At 31.1% G+C, this 21,111-nt stretch carries 17 protein-coding genes, 1 tRNA gene and 1 riboswitch; of the genes, 14 read left to right on the top strand and 4 right to left on the bottom strand.

The features are described from left to right. Positions 1 to 63 precede the first annotated feature (63 nt). The 4 genes from KQI18_RS00845 (at position 64) to KQI18_RS00830 (ending at position 4,814) form a co-directional block, all read left to right on the top strand. Complete coding sequence (locus KQI18_RS00845; protein WP_216465604.1) at positions 64 to 1,803, top strand: Na+/H+ antiporter NhaC family protein; 1,740 nt, start codon at positions 64 to 66, stop codon at positions 1,801 to 1,803. 207 nt (positions 1,804 to 2,010) lie between these two features. Beyond that, positions 2,011 to 2,184: riboswitch (Lysine riboswitch) on the top strand. Positions 2,185 to 2,310: 126 nt separating this feature from the next. Further along, positions 2,311 to 4,059: a Na+/H+ antiporter NhaC family protein gene (locus KQI18_RS00840; protein WP_216465603.1), complete on the top strand. Its 1,749-nt coding sequence runs from the start codon at positions 2,311 to 2,313 to the stop codon at positions 4,057 to 4,059. Positions 4,060 to 4,253: 194 nt separating this feature from the next. Continuing rightward, positions 4,254 to 4,337: transfer RNA gene (locus tag KQI18_RS00835), tRNA-Leu, on the top strand. Between the two features lie 174 nt (positions 4,338 to 4,511). After that, the gene (locus KQI18_RS00830; protein ID WP_216465602.1) at positions 4,512 to 4,814 is read left to right on the top strand and encodes a DUF6506 family protein; all 303 of its coding nucleotides are present in this window, start codon (positions 4,512 to 4,514) and stop codon (positions 4,812 to 4,814) included. Between the two features lie 150 nt (positions 4,815 to 4,964). Here KQI18_RS00830 and KQI18_RS00825 read toward each other — a convergent pair whose 3' ends face one another. Further along, complete coding sequence (locus KQI18_RS00825) at positions 4,965 to 5,387, bottom strand: hypothetical protein (protein WP_216465601.1); 423 nt, start codon at positions 5,385 to 5,387, stop codon at positions 4,965 to 4,967. A gap of 198 nt (positions 5,388 to 5,585) precedes the next feature. On the opposite strand from KQI18_RS00825, the gene KQI18_RS00820 reads away from it, so the two are divergent. The 8 genes from KQI18_RS00820 (at position 5,586) to arsS (ending at position 12,758) form a co-directional block, all read left to right on the top strand. Further along, a complete protein-coding gene (locus KQI18_RS00820; protein ID WP_216465600.1) occupies positions 5,586 to 6,965 on the top strand; it encodes a rhodanese-like domain-containing protein in 1,380 nt (459 codons plus the stop codon). Positions 6,966 to 7,476: 511 nt separating this feature from the next. Then, entirely contained in the window at positions 7,477 to 8,148 is a 672-nt protein-coding gene (locus tag KQI18_RS00815; protein ID WP_216465599.1) for a TIGR04282 family arsenosugar biosynthesis glycosyltransferase, read from the top strand. A gap of 4 nt (positions 8,149 to 8,152) precedes the next feature. Next, a complete protein-coding gene (locus KQI18_RS00810; protein WP_236887581.1) occupies positions 8,153 to 9,172 on the top strand; it encodes an aminoglycoside phosphotransferase family protein in 1,020 nt (339 codons plus the stop codon). A 70-nt stretch (positions 9,173 to 9,242) separates the two neighbouring features. Then, positions 9,243 to 9,947 (top strand): TVP38/TMEM64 family protein, encoded by a 705-nt coding sequence (locus KQI18_RS00805; RefSeq protein ID WP_216465598.1) that lies wholly within the window; start codon positions 9,243 to 9,245, stop codon positions 9,945 to 9,947. Between the two features lie 20 nt (positions 9,948 to 9,967). After that, positions 9,968 to 10,633 (top strand): TVP38/TMEM64 family protein, encoded by a 666-nt coding sequence (locus KQI18_RS00800; protein WP_216465597.1) that lies wholly within the window; start codon positions 9,968 to 9,970, stop codon positions 10,631 to 10,633. Positions 10,634 to 10,649: 16 nt separating this feature from the next. After that, positions 10,650 to 11,324 (top strand): TIGR04283 family arsenosugar biosynthesis glycosyltransferase, encoded by a 675-nt coding sequence (locus KQI18_RS00795; RefSeq protein ID WP_216465596.1) that lies wholly within the window; start codon positions 10,650 to 10,652, stop codon positions 11,322 to 11,324. 87 nt (positions 11,325 to 11,411) lie between these two features. Then, positions 11,412 to 11,744 (top strand): arsenosugar biosynthesis-associated peroxidase-like protein, encoded by a 333-nt coding sequence (locus KQI18_RS00790; RefSeq protein WP_216465595.1) that lies wholly within the window; start codon positions 11,412 to 11,414, stop codon positions 11,742 to 11,744. 33 nt (positions 11,745 to 11,777) lie between these two features. After that, on the top strand, positions 11,778 to 12,758 hold the full coding sequence (gene arsS, locus KQI18_RS00785; RefSeq protein WP_216465594.1) for an arsenosugar biosynthesis radical SAM (seleno)protein ArsS: 981 nt from the start codon (positions 11,778 to 11,780) through the stop codon (positions 12,756 to 12,758). 205 nt (positions 12,759 to 12,963) lie between these two features. Here the strand turns inward: arsS and KQI18_RS00780 are convergent, their stop codons facing one another. Continuing rightward, complete coding sequence (locus KQI18_RS00780) at positions 12,964 to 14,319, bottom strand: Na+/H+ antiporter NhaC family protein (RefSeq protein ID WP_216465593.1); 1,356 nt, start codon at positions 14,317 to 14,319, stop codon at positions 12,964 to 12,966. Between the two features lie 419 nt (positions 14,320 to 14,738). After that, on the bottom strand, positions 14,739 to 15,167 hold the full coding sequence (locus KQI18_RS00775; RefSeq protein WP_216465592.1) for a C-GCAxxG-C-C family protein: 429 nt from the start codon (positions 15,165 to 15,167) through the stop codon (positions 14,739 to 14,741). Positions 15,168 to 15,647: 480 nt separating this feature from the next. Between KQI18_RS00775 and gcvPA the strand changes: the two genes are divergently transcribed. Both gcvPA and gcvPB read left to right on the top strand, forming a co-directional pair. Next, complete coding sequence (gene gcvPA, locus KQI18_RS14395; RefSeq protein WP_216465591.1) at positions 15,648 to 18,155, top strand: aminomethyl-transferring glycine dehydrogenase subunit GcvPA; 2,508 nt, start codon at positions 15,648 to 15,650, stop codon at positions 18,153 to 18,155. Next, positions 18,155 to 19,618, top strand: coding sequence for an aminomethyl-transferring glycine dehydrogenase subunit GcvPB (gene gcvPB / locus KQI18_RS00765; protein WP_216465590.1), 1,464 nt, complete (start codon positions 18,155 to 18,157; stop codon positions 19,616 to 19,618). The genes gcvPA and gcvPB overlap by 1 nt, the downstream gene beginning before the upstream one ends. A 104-nt stretch (positions 19,619 to 19,722) precedes the next feature. Here gcvPB and KQI18_RS00760 read toward each other — a convergent pair whose 3' ends face one another. Further along, positions 19,723 to 20,997 (bottom strand): amidohydrolase family protein, encoded by a 1,275-nt coding sequence (locus KQI18_RS00760; protein WP_216465589.1) that lies wholly within the window; start codon positions 20,995 to 20,997, stop codon positions 19,723 to 19,725. Between the last annotated feature and the right edge of the window lie 114 nt (positions 20,998 to 21,111).

Below are 21,111 nucleotides of genomic sequence, written 5' to 3'. Positions count from 1 at the left end.
TTTAGTTTCCATTCCCAGTTCTCAATCTAATTTATTCACAGAATAGAAGGGAAGGTTAACTTTATGAGGAATAAAAAATTATATATTATTCTTACGACAATTATTATTTTTTTAATGTTTACTATTATAGGTTTTGCAGAAGAGACTGATGTATCAACATTGAACGCTCAAAAATATGGTGTTCTTACATTGATACCGCCATTGGTTGCCATAGTACTAGCTTTTGTAACTAAAAATGTTGTAATATCCCTTATGCTAGGTGTAGTTGCTGGGAGTTTTGTAATGCAAGTAAGTGGCAATAATGTCATTATAGCATTGATTTCGTCAATTATGGATCTAGTAAATAGATCAATAGAATCTCTTTCAGATCCTTGGAATGCGGGAATAATACTTCAAGTGCTTGCGATAGGAGGAGTTATAAATCTCGTTGCAAAAATGGGTGGCGCCCAAGCAATAGCTGAAGTACTTGCTAAAAAAGCAAAATCTGCAAAAGGTACACAGTTGATAACGTGGTTTTTAGGGCTTCTAGTTTTCTTTGATGATTATGCAAATTCACTTATAGTTGGTCCGATAATGAGACCAGTATCAGACAAAATGAAAATATCAAGAGAGAAATTATCTTTTATAATAGATTCAACTGCTGCTCCAGTAGCAGGACTTGCAATTATTTCCACATGGATAGGACTTGAAGTCGGATTGATAAAGGATGCATTTAATAGTATAGGTGTTAGTGTAGATGCTTTTGGAGTATTTTTACAAACTATACCGTTTAGATTTTACAATATATTAATTCTTGCATTTATAGTTATTTCAGCAGTACTTATGAAAGATTTTGGTCCTATGAGAGATGCAGAAATAAAAGCAAGAAGAGGTGAGAAGTTATCGACTTATGATTCTTCAGGAAAAGTTGAAGATGATTTAGCACCTAAAGAAGGGGTTAAGTTAAGTGTTTGGAATGCAATAATACCAATAGGAACACTTATAGTAGTGGCGTTAATATCTTTTTATTACAGTGGATATAGTGCAATTCAAGCTTCACAAGATGCTACTCTATCAACGTTATTTAAAGAAACACCTTTTTCTTTCACAGCGATAAAAGAAGCTTTTAGTGCATCGGATGCATCATTAGCATTATTCCAATCGGCATTTGTAGCGAGTATTGTTGGGATTATTATGGCATCAGTTAAAAAAATATTTAAAGTGTCAGAAGCTATAGATGTGTGGGTTGATGGGATGAAGACTTTGGTAATAACAGGTGTAATACTTATACTAGCTTGGTCTCTAAGTTCTATAATAAACGAACTTGGAACTGCTGCGTACCTAATACAGTTATTGTCTGGATCACTGCCAGAGTTTTTATTACCTTCACTTATATTTGTACTTGGTTCTATTATATCTTTTGCAACAGGTACATCTTATGGTACTATGGGTATATTAATGCCACTTGCCATACCTCTTGCTCATTCTATGAATCCAGACATGGGATATATAATTGCTAGCACAAGTGCTGTGCTTTCAGGTGCGATATTTGGAGATCACTGCTCTCCTATATCTGATACTACAATACTTTCATCAATGGGAGCTGGTTGTAATCACTTAGATCACGTTAAAACACAGATGCCTTACGCTTTATTTACAGGTGTTATTACAATAGTATTTGGATATATTCCAGTTGGGCTTGGTCTACCAATATATTTAGCACTTCCGTTATCTTTAATAATGATTTTTATTGGAATACAAGTTTTAGGTAAGAGAGTAAATATAGAGGATGAAATATTAATTGATGAAACTGTAACTGAATAAAAATGAATTAATAAGTTTTATAAAATAGCTTGGATTTTTCCAGGCTATTTTTAATGGGCTTTTTTGTTATAGATACAATATACTTTTAATCATTAAAAAAACTAAACCCACTTGTAAAAATGTTGGTTATAAGATATACTGAAACATGATGTTAAAGGCATGTTAATAATGTTAACTATTTTAATATATCAATAAATTTATAAATGAATACTAGATAGAGGAGCAGTATCTATCAGTAGTGGCAAGGAGTTAAGCACGTTGATTTGCCATAAAAGGAGATATTGCCGAAGACATTAACCGAAGCTTTAAGGTTATTAGTCTGGGGATGTATAGAATATATGCATAACTGTCACATATTTTTTGTGATGAGCTATCATTTGAGGAATTATACTTTTATACTCATAGTCGAAATATGTATATAATGCCTTAGGTGTCATAGCCTAAGGCTTTTTTAGTTCTCAAAATTCCGCGTCTGTATTCATAAAATATAAGAAGAGGAGTTAAATTATGAGAAATCAAAAACTTTATACGATTTTGACTACGATATTTATATTTACAATGTTTACTGTTGTAGGTTTTGCGGAAGAAATCGATGTCGCACTTATTAATTCACAGAAATTTGGAGTTTTTACACTTATACCACCGTTAGTTGCTATTGTATTAGCATTTATTACTAAAAACGTAGTTATTTCACTGATGATAGGTATAATGTCTGGAAGCTTTATACTTCAAATTAGTGGAAACAATGTTTTAATAGCATTTATCAAAGCATTTTTAGATCTAGTAAATAGAGCAGTGGAATCACTATCTGACCCTTGGAATGCTGGTATAATACTTCAAGTTCTTGCAATTGGTGGAGTCATAAATCTCGTTGCAAAGATGGGAGGAGCGAGAGCAATCGCGGAATTGCTTGCAAACAAAGCTAAGACTGCTAGAGGAACTCAGCTTATAACATGGTTTTTAGGGTTATTAGTATTCTTTGACGATTATGCAAATTCACTTATAGTCGGCCCAATAATGAGACCAGTATCTGACAAAATGAAAATTTCAAGAGAAAAATTGGCATTTATTATAGATTCAACTGCTGCACCTGTTGCAGGTCTTGCAATAATCTCTACTTGGATAGGTCTTGAAGTAGGACTAATAAACGATGCATTTAACAGTATTGGTGTTAAAGTAGATGCATTTGGAGTGTTTATACAAACTATTCCATTTAGGTTTTACAATATATTGGTGCTTGTATTTATAGTTATTTCTGCTATTCTGCTTAAAGAATTTGGGCCAATGAGAGATGCTGAAATTAGAGCAAGAAGATCTGACAAATCAAATGATGATTTATTGACAAGCAAAGAGGAAGATGACTTAGCTCCTAAAGAAGGAATCAAACTTAGTATATGGAACGCAATAATACCTATAGGGACTTTAGTTGTTGTAGCATTAATATCATTTTATTACAGTGGCTACACAGAAATAATGGCCTCAAATGATTCGTCACTTATAAATTTACTTAATAATTCGCCGTTTTCATTTTCAGCTATAAAAGAGACTTTTAGTGCTTCAAATGCATCTTTATCTTTATTCCAATCTGCTTTTGTTGCAAGTATTGTAGCTATAGTCATGTCTGTGTCCAAAAAAATATTTAATGTATCAGAGGCAATAGATGTATGGGTAGACGGTATGAAGACCTTAGTAATAACTGGTGTAATACTTATACTAGCTTGGTCTTTAAGTTCAATAATTAAAGAACTTGGTACAGCAAAATTTCTTATAAAATTATTATCAGGATCGCTTCCAAATTTCCTATTGCCATCGCTTATATTTATACTTGGTGCGATAATATCATTTGCGACAGGAACAGCATATGGAACAATGGGAATACTTATGCCGTTAGCGATACCTTTATCTTATTCAATGAATCCAGAAATGTCTTATATACTTGCTAGTACTAGTGCAGTACTAACAGGTGCAATATTTGGAGATCACTGCTCTCCGATATCTGATACGACTATACTTTCATCGATGGGGGCTGGTTGCAACCATATCGAACATGTTAAAACACAAATGCCTTATGCTTTATTTACAGCAGTAATAGCAGTTGTATTTGGATATATTCCTGTAGGACTTGGACTATCTGTATATATTGTTCTACCGATTTCAATTATAGCAATTTTTGCCGGTATTCAAATTTTTGGTAAGAGAGTAGACACTGATGATGAAGTTGAAGATTCAGCAGAAGCAGATAGTGTACAAGTTTAGCTTTAAAAATATGTCATAGTTAAAAATTAAAAATAACATACATGTAGATAAAAGGTGGGTAGCAAATTACTACCCACCTATTTTTATTTACTTATTTTAATTTACCTATTTTAATAAAACGAAAAAAATTATAAAAAAAACTTGCAAAATTCCGCAAAAAATAGTACACTATAAAAGTGGTAAAAATAACATACGCGGATGTGGCGGAATTGGCAGACGCACTAGACTTAGGATCTAGCGCCTTTGGCGTGGGGGTTCGACTCCCTTCATCCGCACCAATTATAGAAATCCAAATCTATTAATAGATTTGGATTTTTTTTATTTAAAATTTTATTAGTAATATTAATAATATAGCAAAGAGAGGGATAAGTTATATTGGATACATGTTATAGTTATTATAGTAAGCAAAATAAATATTTAAATAAAAAATTAAATTATATAGGAGTGATTTTATGAAAAATAAATATGCATTTTTATTGATGGGTCCTCATTATAATCCAGATGAGCACTGCGCTTATTTTGAAACAGGTAAGCAGGTTACATATATCTGCACAGTTAGAAATTTTGAAGAGGCTTATAAAAAGGTAGTAGATTTACAAAAAGATGGAGTAGGGGCAATAGAACTTTGTGGAGCTTTTGGAGAAAGTGAAGCTCAAAAGATTATCGATCTTACAAATAACCAGGTAGCTATCGGATTTGTAGTACATAAACCAGAGCAAGATAGCTTATTTGACAACTTCTTTTCTAAATTTTAGGTATACAAATTAAATAAAGGGTGTTTCAATTAGATAGCTAAGTTTGGAATACTAAAATTTAAGCGTGGACACTTAAATCATATAATGTCCACGCAATATTTGTTTTATATTAAAGAAAATATCTATCATTGTAATAAAAGGATTTTTTTATTAATTTGATCTAATTTTATTATTATTATTTTTCTCACTTATATTTATTAAGACCATTATAATTTGTACTATAACAATAACAACTAATCCTAACACAGTAAAATAATAGCTTGTGTAACTTTCAACATTGTATATTTTTATAAAAAATAGAGAGAACACCGAGAATATTATTAATACTAATGAACTAATTTTAGCTTTATTTCTAACTATTAATATTATTGATATTATTATAAGCAAAACTAAAACAATACTAAAAATATTTAATAAACTGTCTACAGGGTAATTTGTAGCCCATTCTCTATTTTTATACATAACATGTCTAACCATTCCCATCCTATTCTCAGTGAAATATTGAACGGCTATACAGTAAACTATAAGTGCGAACTGTAAAAATGTGAAGAGATAATTGATAATTTTTTTCATAAAGTTTAACCTACTTTCCAATTTTCTAGATTAATCATATAAAATTTGAATAACTTAGTCAATATGCATAGGTTTCATCTATATATAACTTGTTGATTATAGATAATATGAATTTGACGTATATAGACAGAATATATATAATTTAAATGATTTTTATAAAATAATTACATTATTATATTCTGAATGGAGGAAAATTCCGTGAAAAAGAACAAAAAACTACTGCTTTTAACAGTGGCATTATTGACAGGAGCGATGGCCCTTACTGCATGTTCAAAAAACAATGTAGGCGAAGAAAAGAAAGAAGATAAAAAGGTAGAGAAGGCTCAGACTATTAGCATTGAAGATTTATCTAAAAATCTGGACAATAAGGACTACCAAGTTGTAGATCTTAGACAAGATGATGCGTATCTTGGGTATAAGGTTGGAGGAATAAGTAGAGGTGGGCATATAAAAAATGCTAAACAATTTACTTATACTTGGTTAGATAAACTAAAAGAAGCTGATACGACTTTAGAGAAATTGTTAAAAGATAAAGAGATAGATCCAAATAAAAATATTGTTTTATACAGTAACAAAAATGATGAGTCAAATGATTTAGCAAACCAAATGAAAGAATTAAATTACAATAATGTATTTGTTTTTAATGATTTAGCAAAATGGGCAGAAGATAAGGAAAAGCCTATGGAATCAGCACCAAACTACAATATGATAGTTTCACCTGAATGGGTAAACGATCTTGTAAACGGAAAGAAGCCAGAAACTTATGTTAATGATAAGTACGCTATATTAGAAGCATCTTGGGGACCAGAATCAGATGCTTATAAAGCTGGGCATATTCCAGGTTCAATTCACTTTAATACAGACAACGTAGAATCTGAAGATAATCAATGGAATTTAGGTCCAGTTGATAATATGAAGAAAAAATTTGAGGAAAATGGAATAAGTTATGATAAAACAGTGGTAGTGTATTCTGATGATGTAGCTGCTGCAGGAAGAGTTTACTTAGCTCTTAAATGGGCAGGAGTAGAGGATGTTAGAATTTTAAATGGTGGAATGACAGCATGGAAAGATGCAGGGTATGAAGCTGAGAAAAAGGATAATAAACCAACTGCAGTAGAAGATTTTGGAGTTAAGATACCAAATCATCCAGAATACCAAATACCATTACCAAAAGACATATTAGAAAAACAAAAAGATCCTAACTTTAGACTGGTAAGTATAAGGTCTTGGGATGAATTTATAGGAAAAACTAGTGGTTATAGCTACATAAAAGGTGCAGGTGAACCTAAAGGAGCTGTTTGGGGTCATGCCGGGGAAGACAATACTAGTATGAGCGATTACCTTGATGTAGACAACACATTTAGAAGTTTTCCTGAAATAGAAAATATGTGGGCTGAATGGGATATTAAAAAAGGAAATGAAATCAGTTTCTATTGTGGAACTGGATGGAGAGCAGCAGTGCCTTGGATATTAACAGAAACACAAGGATGGAAAGATGTAACTGTCTTTGATGGTGGATGGTATACTTGGGAAAAAGATAAATCTCTACCAGTACAAGTAGGAGATCCTAGAAAATAAAAATGAATTGATAGAGTATATTTTAAATATTTTGTAGAATTTTCTGAAAAAATTTGATATTATAAGTTATATAGTCTTGTTATATTATATAATATTGAGATTGAGGTGATTCTGTATGAAAATAAATAAAATAATTTTAATCGTTATTGGTTTGTTTTTACTTTTAGTAACTTTGGGATGTATTTTTAGTAAGAGAAAAACCAAAGATTAAATCCTAGTTATTATTACATTATCTTTTAAGCACATATGTATGTTATTTTAAAATATGTTGTTGATAATCAATAAAGTTTAACATTGAAAGAATTATCAAGGTATTAGGTCAAAAGTATTTGGCTTAATACCTTTTTTATATAGAAAAAACAAATTACACACTGTGCAAATATAGATAATTTATATAGTGCGCTATTTGATCTCTTATTAATTGACTTTAAATTAATTATTGCTTATAGTTTTATTGTACATGGTATTTTGACAAAAAAATCGATAGAAAAATGAGAGGATAAAAGTTATTTTGAAAGAAGCAATTATAATATTTACAAGGATTCCTATTCCTGGTAGAACGAAAACTAGACTTCAGAAATGTCTTACACCGAACCAATGTGCTAATTTGCATAAAAATTTTATCAAAGATATTTATAATGCATGTAAATCTACACAAAGAGATATATTTGTATTCTATACACCAAATGAAGGTGTTGAAATTTTAAGAGAAGTATTTGGAGATAGCTTTAAATACTACCAGCAAATTGGAGACGATATAGGGTATAGAATGGCAAATGCCATAGATAATGTACTAAGCCAAGGATATGAATCTTGTGTACTTATTGGTACTGATATACCTACAATTAAAGTTAATGACATTATCAATGCCTTTGATGAATTGATAAAAAATGATATTGTTTTAAAACCTACATTTGATGGTGGGTACTGTTTAATTGGAATGAAAAAGAGCAATATAGACGTTTTTATACACCAATCATATGGACATAGTAGAGTTATTGAAAATACTATACAAAATTTAAACAAATTAGATTTAAGTTACTCCTTATTAGAAAATTGTATAGATATAGATGAAAAGGAAGATTTAATATATCTTTGGGAACATAGAAGAAATATAAAATACTATTGTAGACATACTATGAATTATCTAAAAGATATTCATTGGCTGTCTAATAAAGGATGATATTATGAAAATTGAGGACATAAAAGAATATATCAATAGTTTTGAATTTAAAAAATCATTGAATATAAATTCAAATGATTTTATAGATTTATCTATATTGGGTCAAGGTGAGTATAATATAAACTATTTATTTACAAATCCTGATTCAAACCAAAAGTTGGTTATTAGACTAAATACAGCTAGTCAGATGCATTTAGAGGATCAAATTTCCTATGAATTTGAAGCTTTAAAATTGCTGGAAAAGTGCGGAAGAACTCCGAAACCAATCTATCTTGACCCAAGATGTAGAAGACTACCATACGGGATATTAGTTATGGAATTTCTTCCAGGGTCACCTCTTGACTACAGAACTGATTTGGAAATAGCAGCCGAATGTTTGGCAGATATTCACAGCGTAGAAATTCCTAAAGAAAATCATCTAATTTCACCAGAAGATCCATTAAAAGCTGTATTAAACGAATGTAAAGAGATGTCTTATAAGTATTTAAATTCAGAACTCGGAAATGATGAAGTAAAAGAAATTATAAATAGGCTTATAAAAAAATCTGAATTTATTGTAAATGGAAAGAACAATATGAAAGATAAAAATTTAAACTTACATATTATAAATACCGAGTTAAACTCAGGAAATTTTCTTATTAATGGGAAAGGAAATAATAACTATATCGTAGATTGGGAAAAACCATTACTTGGCGAAGTGGAGCAAGATCTTGGGCACTTTTTAGCTCCTACTACTACATTTTGGAAGACTGATATAGTTCTCTCTAGAAAGGAAATAGAGGAATTTGTAAATGTATATATAGAAAAGGTAAATAACAGATTCGATACTGAAAATATATGGCTAAAACTCGATAAATATATTACGATGACTTGTTTAAGGGGGATTACATGGTGTTCAATGGCATGGATTGAATACCAAGATCCTAATAAATTGATTAAAAATGAATTTACCTACAAAAAAATTGAGAGTTATTTAGACCTACAATTTTTAATGGATATTGAAGATGAGTATTTTGCAGATTAGGGAAAAAGTATAGAAAAATATTATTTTAATAACCAAATACAAATATTGAGGCGTAGAAAGAGGGAATAATATGAAAAAAAAGAATAAAGCTAAATTGATTATAGTTGGTATTATATTGATATTGTTATTGATTTACTTATTTGTTCCATCAGTTAAAAATCAAATTAATGAGGTAGTATATATTTTATCCAGTATGAATTTAGATGGAGTTATTGAATACATAAGATCCTTTGGTGCTTGGGCTGTAGTAATTTCATTTTCACTTATGATTTTTCAATCAATCGCTGCGCCTATACCTGCATTTTTGATTACATTTGCAAATGCAGCTATATTTGGTTGGTGGCAAGGGGCAATTTTATCATGGACAAGTGCGATGGCGGGAGCAGCACTATGTTTTTTCATAGCAAATATACTTGGTAGAGATGTTGCAGAAAAACTTACTAGTAAAACAGCTTTAGAAAGTATAGATGTTTTTTTTGAGAAATATGGTAAACACACAATATTAATATGCAGGCTTCTACCGTTTATGTCGTTTGATATTGTCAGTTATGCAGCAGGTCTTACTTCCATGTCCTTTATGTCTTTCATTGTAGCTACAGGTATAGGTCAGTTACCAGCAACGCTTATTTACTCATATGTAGGTGGAATGCTTACAGGAGGGGCTAAAAAATTTGTAATGGGTCTTCTTATTTTGTTTGCAGTTTCAGTACTTATTTTTATGATTAAAAAGATTTTTAACGACAAGAAAAAAGTACAAGATAGTACTCAAGAGTAGTCATTTGAAGGGATGATTTTATGACAAATAAAAATAAAAAGTTTATAATTGCAGTTTTGATAGCTGTGTTTGTAGTTGTATATTTTGCATTTTTTAGAGATGTTAGAGCAGAAGACATAAGAAGGTACGTAGATTCTTATGGCATTTATGCGCCTATTATATACATAGCACTGTTCACTTTTCTTCCAATTGCATTTTTTCCAGTACCAGTTTTAGCATTAGCAGGTGGCTTGGCTTTTGGACTGTGGAGAGGAACAATTTATACAATTATCGGTGCAGGGCTAAATAGTGCAATAATGTTTTATATGGCAAAGTTTATTGCGAAGGATATAGTAGTAGAATTTTTAAAAGGCAAATTACCAGAAAAATGGTGGGATCTATTTGAAGATGCAGATTCTAAAAGAGGTTTTTTGGTAGTATTTGTATTAAGGTTAATACCACTTGCACCATATAATGTAATTAATTACGGAGCTGGGCTTACGTCGATAAACTTTAACAATTATATGATAGCAACACTGATAGGTATACTCCCAGGGACTTTAGTATTTTTAAATATTGGAGACAAGGCTATTGACATAAAAGATCCAGCATTTTTAATATCAATATTACTTTTAGTAATGTTGACTTTAGGATCTCTTTATTTGGCTAAAAAGATTACTCCGAATAATTTATCAAAGAAAAAATAGTTAGAGGTGTACTGAAATGAGGTTTTCTATAATAATTCCTGTTTTAAATGAAGAAAAAAATATAGAGTCTATAATAAATAATATAGAGAAGATTAAAGGCGACTTTGAAGTTTTGTTTGTAGACGGAGGAAGTAGTGATAATACTGTAAACTTTATAGGCGATAGATATAAAGTGGTTACCTCTGACAGGGGTAGGGCAAAACAGATGAATTACGGTGTTCGTGAAAGTATAGGTGAGGTTCTATTGTTCCTTCACTGTGACAGTATACTTCCAGAGGGTGCTTTAGAAGATATAGAGCAGGTTTTAGGTAAAGGCCATAAGGTAGGTTGTTTTAGAGTTAAGTTTGATTGCAATAAACCTCTTATGAAATGTTGTGGGTTTATGTCCAATGTCAGAGTAAAGTACAGACAATTAGTTTTTGGAGATCAAGGTATGTTTATTTTTAGAGAGGACTTTTATAAATTAGGAGGGTTTACAGATATTCCTATTATGGAAGACTATAAATTTTCTATGGAAGCAAAAAAATATTATTCGATAGGTCAGACTAAATCCTACATTATAACATCTAGTAGAAGATTTATAGATAAAGGAATTGTTAAAACCATGTGGAGTATGCAAAAATTTCAGTGGATGTTTAGAAATGGAGAAGATATAGACAAGATAGCTTCAATATACAAAGATATCAGATAGCTTTGTTATATTAAACAATATTTGAATTATTTTTGTTTTGTATAACATTACTTATTATAAAACTATACGAAGATTAGGAGAATAGCTATGAGTACTTATTATAATAAAGAAGATTTAGGAAAATTTGGAACAATGGGAGAGAACGCTCCAGAACTTTGGGAAAAGTTTATGTCTTATTACGGTCAAGTATTTGAAGAGGGTGAATTAACATCTAGAGAAAAAGCATTAATAGGTTTAGCTGTTGCAACAACTGTTCAGTGCCCTTACTGTATTGACTCATATACTCAATCTTGTTTAGAGCATGGAGTAAATCAAGAACAGATGGTTGAAGCAATTCATGTAGCTGCTGCAATAAAAGGAGGAGCCACTTTAGTACATGGAGTACAAATGAAAAATGTAGCCAAAGGGTTAGAATTATAAAAATAAAAGTTAAATAAAGAGAGGGAAATTTTAATGAGTATAAATAATTTTGTTGAAAATTTGGATTACATACAAAATTTTTACGATAGGGTTGAAGATAAAGAATTACTTTATACTAAGGAAAGTATATCTACTATGCAGATAAATGTAGGTAAGCTTTGTAACTTGGCTTGTAAACACTGTCATGTTGAGGCTGGACCTAATAGGACTGAGATCATGACATTAGATACTATGAAAGATTGTATGGAAGTTTTTAGAGACAATAATTTTTCGGTTTTAGATATTACAGGAGGAGCCCCTGAAATGAATCCAAACTTGAAGTATCTTATAGAAACTGCAAATGAATTGGATAAAAAAATAATGATACGCTCTAATTTAGTAATATTAAATGATCCTAATTACTCGGATTTAATGAATTATTTTGCTGACAATAATGTAGAGATAGTCTGTTCTCTTCCTTACTATACTAAAAACGATACTAACAGACAAAGAGGAGAGGGTGTGTATGAAGAGTCTATAGATGTTCTCAAGAAGTTAAATGTCCTAGGGTATGGAATTAAAGACAACCTTAGCTTAAATCTTGTATATAATCCTGGAGGAGCTTTCTTGCCTCCAGCACAAGAAGCTATAGAGAGAGAATATAAAATTAAATTGGAAAGAGATTGGGGTATAAAATTTAATAATCTATTTTCAATAACTAACAATCCTATTGGAAGATTTGGAATGTTTTTAAAAAGAACAAATAATATTCAAGGATATATGCAGAGACTATCAGATAGCTTCAATCCAGGAACTGTTGAAAGTATGATGTGTAGAGATCAGATTTCTATTGCTTATGATGGTAAAATATACGATTGTGATTTTAATCAAACATTAGGTTTGACTACAGAGGGCATAAATCACATTAGTAACCTAAAGGGAAAAAAGATTACTAATAGAAAAATTTGTGTAGGAAATCATTGTTATGCATGTACAGCGGGAAGTGGTTCTAGCTGTGGCGGAGCAACCGCTTAACTAAATATAACTTATATAATATTTATAAAATAAATATGGTTAGATTAAAGAAAAGATGTACACCTAGATATATTTCTAGAATTGTACATCTTTTTATATACTCCACATTTTTTTATGAATAGAATTTAATGAATCTAAAGATTTAAATTAAGTATAATCTTTATAAATACATTAAATTATTATTAAACTCTCCATAGTATTTTTATTACTTTGCAGTTTCTTGTTTTTGAGATTTTCTTTTAGCTAATAATTCTGGAAAATCTATAGTTATTGAGATTATACCAAAAATAAGTAGGAAAATTGGGTAGTGCAAGTATTTAATAACGGCTACAGAAGAAACTCCTGCTATACCTACAGCTGTCAATATTTGGGCCCCATATGGAATCATACATTGCCAACAAGAAGCAAATATATCCAGCATACTAGCTATTTTTCTAGGATCTAAGTCGTATTCTTTACCTATATCTTTAGCTAAAGGTCCTGCTGTAATTATTGTAATTGTATTATTTGCAGTACATAGATCAATTACGCTAGCTAGAATAGCGATACCAAACTTTGCACCTCTCTTACTCTTAATTTTACTAGTAACGTAATTAAGAATAAAATCCATACCTCCATTGTGTTTAATTAATCCGATAACTCCTCCGACTACTAAAACTAGAAGACATAATTCCTGCATACCTGCCATACCTTTAGATATTGCTTCAATAAATTCCCACATTCCAAGTGAATTAGTAAAGAAACCGATTGCACCAGCAAATATCACTCCTCCAGCAAGTAACATAAACACATTTAAACCAGATAGTGCTCCAACTAGTACACCAAGATAAGGCAGAACCTTAACAATTTGGAAAGGATGGTTTTCTCCTGGAACACTTTGAACACCTGAAGTCATAACAAGAATTATTATAAGACTCATAAGGGCGGCAGGAAATACGATAAAGAAATTTTTTACAACTTTATCCTTCATTTGGCAACCCTGAGTACTTGCTGCAGCTATAGTGGTATCTGAGATCATTGATAAGTTATCACCTACCATAGCTCCACCTACTATAATAGCAACTAAGAACTCTAGTGGTATTCCCGTTTTATGAGCTATTCCTATACCTATTGGTGTTAATGCGGAAACAGTACCAACTGATGTTCCCATAGATATTGATATAAAACAAACAACTAGAAAAAGTCCAGCTACCAGTAAATTTGGTGGAAGAACTGACAAACTCATATTTACTGTAGAATCTACTGCTCCCATAGCTTCTGCAACGCTACCGAAAGCTCCTGCTAATAAAAATATAACTAACATGATAACTATATTACTATCTCCAGCACCTTTACAAAAAACGTCCATTTTAGTGTCAAAAGAATCTTTTTTACCTTTTGGATTTATCATAAAGGCAACTGCTGCAGCTACGATAAAAGCTATTAAGGCTGGCATCTTATAAAAGTCGCCTGTTGCGATACCGCAACCCATAAATAGTAATAAAAAGACTGCAATTGGAGCCAATGCAATTGCATTGCCCTTATTTATTTCTGTACCTACTTCTTTATTTGGTTCTTGCATAATTATGGTCTCCTTTTAAATTTGTACATTAACAAAACTATTTTCCCGGGAACTACATGCACAGTATATTACATAAGATTACTATTTACAACAATATTGTTGTTTTTTTAACTATAGGAAAATCATATAATGATTATAGGAAATTAATATAATTAATAAAAAAACGTTTTTTCGAAGGTGTGCGTTAAGGAAATGTATAAATAATCATTAAATTAAATAAGAAAATTTAGTTGGTAAGTTAATTATTAAATTATAATTGAATTATCAATATTCTCAATATGAAGGTTTTTATAATATTGAAATAAAATGAATGAATTTTTTATTTATAATAAAAAAACCCTAGAAGCTAGTTTTATACTACTAAGGTAGACATTTACTTTAAGGGTTAAACTGTTAATTTTTTATGTATTATTCGAATTTTATAATATTTCATCTAATATTTTTGTTGTTTCTGAAACCACTTTAGGGCAGAAAGTATTTAGTAAATTATTTTCATGAATTTTCTCAGCATCCACAGGATTGCTTATATCGTATCCCAATAAATTTTTACATATAACAGAATCGTATTTTTCTAGAAATTTATATTTAAATTCCATTTGTTTTTGAATATTTAAGCCTTTAGATTCACCGTCATCTGGCAAATAATGCCCGTATTTCAAACCGATTGCCATAAGAGCTCCCGTTACAGCACCACAAGTTTCGCCTTCGAACATACCTGCACCAAAACAAGCAGCTACTTTATTTGCAGTTTTTTTGTCTATATCTAAACTTTTTGATACATCGCTTAGGACAATTTGTGCACAGTCAAATCCTTTTAAAAATTGATCTAAAACTTCTTTTTCTTCCATATAATAACCTCCTTCAAGCAAATTTCATACATGTCAAGATTGAGTATATATTAGGCGTAATTTATTGTCAATATTATACATATAGATATAATCTATACTATTATTGATTTTACTAATTCATATAATAACTAGTTAATATAATTAAGAAACTGAATGTTTTTAGAAATAAAACTAAATAAAATAAACTATCTTGACGATTGATATAAAAATAACTGAGTTGACATTTAGCTTAAAAATTCATACAATTTATATACAAAGTGTGTGATAAATATTGATTTAAACAATTTGTTGACATAAAATTTTTTACAATAAATCATGAAAAATTTTACATCTAAAGTTTAAAGTATACGATATATGGAATATAATTGCTAACTTCATATATCTTTTTTTGTATATACTTGTAATTATTTTATAGGCACTAAATAATGTAAGTCAAAATTTATTGTACGAAAAACCTAAAAACTATAAGGGGGTACTATAATGGAAGAGCTAAAAAGAACTTCACTTTATGATACTCATAAAAATTTGAGCGCTAAATTAGTTGACTTTGCTGGTTGGGAAATGCCTTTAGAGTATGAGGGAATCAATAAAGAACATGAAATAGTTAGGAACAGTGCCGGTTTATTTGATGTATCACATATGGGCGAAGTAGAAGTAAAAGGAGAAAACTCTGAAGAGTTTTTACAGTTTTTACTTACTAATGATTTAAGTAAGTTAAAGGAGAACTCTATTTCATATACTCCGATGTGTTATGAAAATGGAGGTGTTGTAGACGATTTATTAGTTTATAAATTAGCTGATAAACATTACATGCTCGTAATAAACGCATCCAATATAGATAAAGACGTTGAATGGATTGAAAAACATAGTACTAATTTTAATGTTGATATAAAGGATTGTTCTAATGAAATTTCTTTAGTAGCTATACAAGGTCCTAAAGCACAAGAAATACTTCAAAAAGCTACTGATATTGATTTAGAACCTATAAAATTTTATAAGTTTTCTAAGAACGTTAGCGTATGTGGTAGATCTTGCTTAGTATCTAGAACAGGATATACAGGTGAAGATGGATTTGAAGTGTACTGTAAAAATAAAGATTTAAAGACAATATGGGACGGACTGCTAAAAACAGGAGGAGTAAATATAGCGCCAGCCGGTTTAGGGGCAAGAGACACTCTTAGATTTGAAGCGGCACTACCTCTATACGGTCATGAGATAAGCGAACATATATCGCCTGTAGAAGGAGGCATAGGTTTCTTCGTCAAAGTCGATAAACCAAATTACATAGGTAAAGAAGTTTTAGCACAAGAGAAAAAAGACGGCGCTAAAAGAAAAATCGTTGGGTTTGAAATGATAGGAAAGGGTATGCCAAGAAGTGGGTTTGATATAAAAATAGGCGATGAGATTGTGGGATTTGTTACTACAGGTTGCGCTTCTCCAACTACTGGTAAAATATTAGGGCTTGGGCTAGTAGATGCGAAGTATGCTGAGATTGGCAAGGAGATAGAAATAGCTATAAGAAAAAGAGTAGTACCTGCTGTAATAGTAGAAAAACCTTTTTATAAGAAACAATATAAAAAGGATAATGATAAAAATGTCTCAGAGAAAAGGAATGATAGTATGGGGGTAGATAAAACAAATAAGTTTAAATATATACCAGCTACTTCAGAAGATAAAGATAAAATGCTTAGTGTAGTGGGGTTAAAATCAACAGAAGAACTTTTTTCAGATGTACCTAAAGAAGTAAGGCTTTTAAGAGACCTAAATTTGGATAAAGCAAAATCTGAGCTAGAAGTGACAAAGATTGTCAAAGGGATTGCAGATGAAAATGTTAATATTGAAGACTTAGTTTGTTTTATGGGAGCTGGATCATACGATCACTACATACCATCAGTAGTTAAGCATGTAACAGGTAGATCAGAATTTTATACTTCGTATACACCTTACCAAGCGGAAATAAGTCAAGGTACTTTACAGGTTATTTTCGAATTTCAGTCAATGATCGCTGAAATAACTGGCATGGAAATAGCTAATGCCTCTATGTACGACGGTGCAACTGCAGCAGTTGAGGGTTGTATAATGGCTATGTCACAGACCAAAAAAGATAAAATAGTAGTAGCAAAAAGTGCTCATCCTGAGACACTTGAAGTTCTTCATACATATTTAAGATTTAAAGATTGTGAAATTGTTGAAGTAGATTTTACTGATGAATACGGTTCAACTGATTTAGATAAACTTAGAGTTGCTGTAGATGATAAAACTGCATGTGTCTTTGTACAAACACCAAATTTCTTTGGGATAATAGAGGATTTAAAAAACATCGAAAAAATAACACATGACAATAAAGCGATGTTAGTTGTAGGTGCAGATCCAATTTCTTTAGGAGTTCTAAAGAGTCCAGGAGAATTTGGCGCCGATATAGTAGTGGGAGAGGCACAATCATTAGGAAATTCAATGAATTTCGGAGGTCCGTATGTAGGATTTATGGCAAGCAAATCTAAATACGTTAGAAAAATGCCTGGAAGAATTGTTGGCCAAAGCGTAGATAGTAAAGGTAAACCAGCTTATGTTTTAACTTTACAAACAAGAGAACAACATATAAGACGTGAAAAAGCTACTTCAAATATTTGTTCTAACCAAGCTCTCAATGCGTTAGCAGCTTCTGTCTATATGGCCACTATGGGTAAAGAAGGTTTGAGAGATGTTGCTATTCAATCTATGAAAAAAGCGCACTATACATTTAATAAGCTAATTGAAAAAGGTAAATATAAACCATTATTTAAAGGTCAATTTTTTAAGGAGTTTGCGGTATCAAGTGCTAATAGTGTGGAGGATATAAATCAAAAGCTTTTAGAAGGTAATATACTTGGCGGTTACGATTTAGAGAAAGATTTTAAGAATCTAAAAAATTCTTCTCTGATTTGTGTTACTGAAAAGCGTAGCAAGGACGAGATTCATAAATTAGTTGATATAATGGAGGGAATATAATGAAGAATTACGATAATTTACTTATAGATATTTCTAAAAAAGGTAGAAAAGCCTATTCACTTCCTAAACTAGATATAGAGGATATACTTTTGACAGATATGGTAGATGCTGATTTATTAAAAGAAACTGAACTTAGATTACCAGAAATAAGTGAGGTAGATCTAATTAGACACTATACAAACCTATCAAATAAAAATTTTGGTGTGGATACAGGATTCTACCCGCTAGGTTCTTGTACAATGAAGTATAACCCAAAGATCAACGAAGATATGGCTAGTAATCCAAATTTTACAGAGATACATCCATATCAGCCTGTAGACACTGTTCAAGGATCACTTGAACTTATGTACAATTTATCTCAAACGTTGTGTGAAATCACAGGAATGGATGATGTAACGCTTCAACCATCTGCTGGCTCTCATGGAGAGCTTACAGGTCTAATGCTTATAAAGGAATATCATTTGAATAGAGGAGATACTAAAAGAACAAAGGTAATAATACCTGATGCCGCGCACGGTACAAATCCTGCTAGTGCAGCAATGGCAGATTTCGATGTAATACAAATAAACTCTAATAAAGATGGTTCAGTAAACATGGAAGAGTTAAAATCAATTTTAAATGATGAAGTTGCAGCTCTAATGCTTACTAATCCAAGTACACTCGGATTGTTTGAAGAGAATATAAAAGAAATAGCTGATATTGTTCATGAAGCAGGTGGTTTACTTTACTATGATGGAGCTAATATGAACGCTATAATGGGTATAACTAGACCAGGAGATATGGGATTTGATGTTGTCCATTTAAACATACATAAGACTTTCTCAACTCCTCATGGTGGTGGAGGACCTGGAAGTGGACCTGTAGGAGTCAAAAAAGAACTGATTCCGTTTTTACCCGTACCTGTAATAGAAAGAGTAGATGGAAGATATGAATTAAACTACGAGAAAGAAAAATCAATAGGCAAGATAAAAAACTTCTATGGAAACTTTGGAGTTTTGGTAAGAGCTTATACATACATACTAACTATGGGTAGCGATGGACTTAAAGAAGCTAGTACAATGGCAGTACTAAACGCTAATTATATTAAAGAAAGCTTAAAAGATGATTATATACTACCAATAGATAGAATTTGTAAGCACGAGTTTGTATTAGGTGGTTTACCTAAAGGTGAAGCGAATATTAAGACGTTGGATATTGCCAAGAGACTTCTTGATTATGGATATCATCCTCCTACAATATATTTTCCTCTTATTATAAAAGAAGCACTTATGATAGAACCCACTGAGACGGAGAGTATTGAGACTATAGATGAATTTATAATTGCGATGAAGAGCATAGCTAAAGAAGCTCTTGAAAATCCAGAGATTTTAAAAAATGCACCTCACAATACTACAGTAGGAAGAATTGATGAAGCAAGAGCAGTAAAAAAACCTATACTTACTTGGAAACAAATAGAAAATTAACGAGAAATAACAAAGTTAATGGAGCGATTGAGTATTTTTACGACAATAATTTATATTCGTAAATACTTAATTGCTCCATTAGTTTTGTGTTAGCATATTTAATTTTAATTAAATATAGGCTCTTTTATAAGTTTTCCTTGTACATATCTATCAACTATATTTCTATCATCTCCAACGTAGATGAATCTTTCAAGCCTTTCTATTACTGAGTAATTGTCGTGATTTAAGTTGCTGTCGTCTATAATTAAAGCATCGAAGTCGTAATCTTCCTCGAAACTTCCAACTTTACCAAAGAAACTTCCTCCGCTTTTTGTTGCCATATAAAAAGCCTCAGGTAATGTTAAAAAGTCATATTCTTTATTTGAATTAACCCACCAAAGTTTAGATACTTGAATTGCTGAAACTATGGCGTCAAAAATAGATAGTGAATGACCTCCACTTATATCAGACCCAAGTGATACTTTTACACCGTTATTTATTAATTTCCTAACTGGAGATATCCCGCTACCTACATTAAAATTTGATGCAGGACAGTGAACCGCCATTACATTATTATTTCTCATCAATTTTATTTCTTCATCTGATGAGTAAACACAATGAGCCATAAGTGTAGGTGTTTGACCAAATAAATTATAATGATTATATGCATCACCGTAGAATTTCGACTCAGGTTCCAATTCTTTTACCCATTCAATTTCCCCTAAGTTTTCTGAAAGGTGTGATTGACTAGGTGTATCGAATTTTATACATAAATCACCAAGGCCTTTTAGTAAGTCACTAGTGCAGCTAGGGATAAACCTAGGCGTAACTATAGGCTTTACAATAGAATCTTTTCCACCGTATGCCTCTAGTAAATCTTTAGTATCCTCTATAGATTTTTTAGTATCTTCAAGTAGAGAATCAGGGCAATTCATATTCATATTAACTTTTCCGACAAAAGCTCCAAGTCCTGACGCCTCAAATAAGTTCATTAGTTCTCTTGTAGAATTTTTATGAACTGTAGCAAATATTGATGCTCTTGTAGTACCAGCTCTCCACATTTCTTTAATAAATTTTGAGTACATTTTTTTAGCATATGATATATCTTCGTACTTTGATTCTTCTGGGAACGTATAGCTGTTTAGCCAAGGTAGTAACTCTTTGTCCATAGCCATACCTAAGTTTCTAAACTGTGGAGCATGACAGTGTAAATCATTCATACCAGGTATTATAAGTTTATCAGAGTAATCTATTATATCGCTATTTGAATATTCATTTGGGAGTTCTTTATATATAGCTTTTGTTTTACCATCCTCTACAACTATATAACTTTTTTCGTATACTTTAAATTCTGTCGAAGTTTCAGTATAAACTATATTTCCTTTTAATATTTTAATCATATTACACTCCTTACATTATTAATTATATTAAAAACTGTACATTTCTAAAAATATATCAGATTAAATTCGTGTATATGGGTATTATATCATATTTATACACGTTTAAGGAGTTTA

This window comes from Metaclostridioides mangenotii (assembly GCF_018917235.1).
Lineage (GTDB): Bacteria > Bacillota > Clostridia > Peptostreptococcales > Peptostreptococcaceae > Metaclostridioides.
The sequence above is the reverse complement of the archived record's forward strand: the minus strand, read 5'-3'. Positions and strand labels throughout refer to the sequence as shown.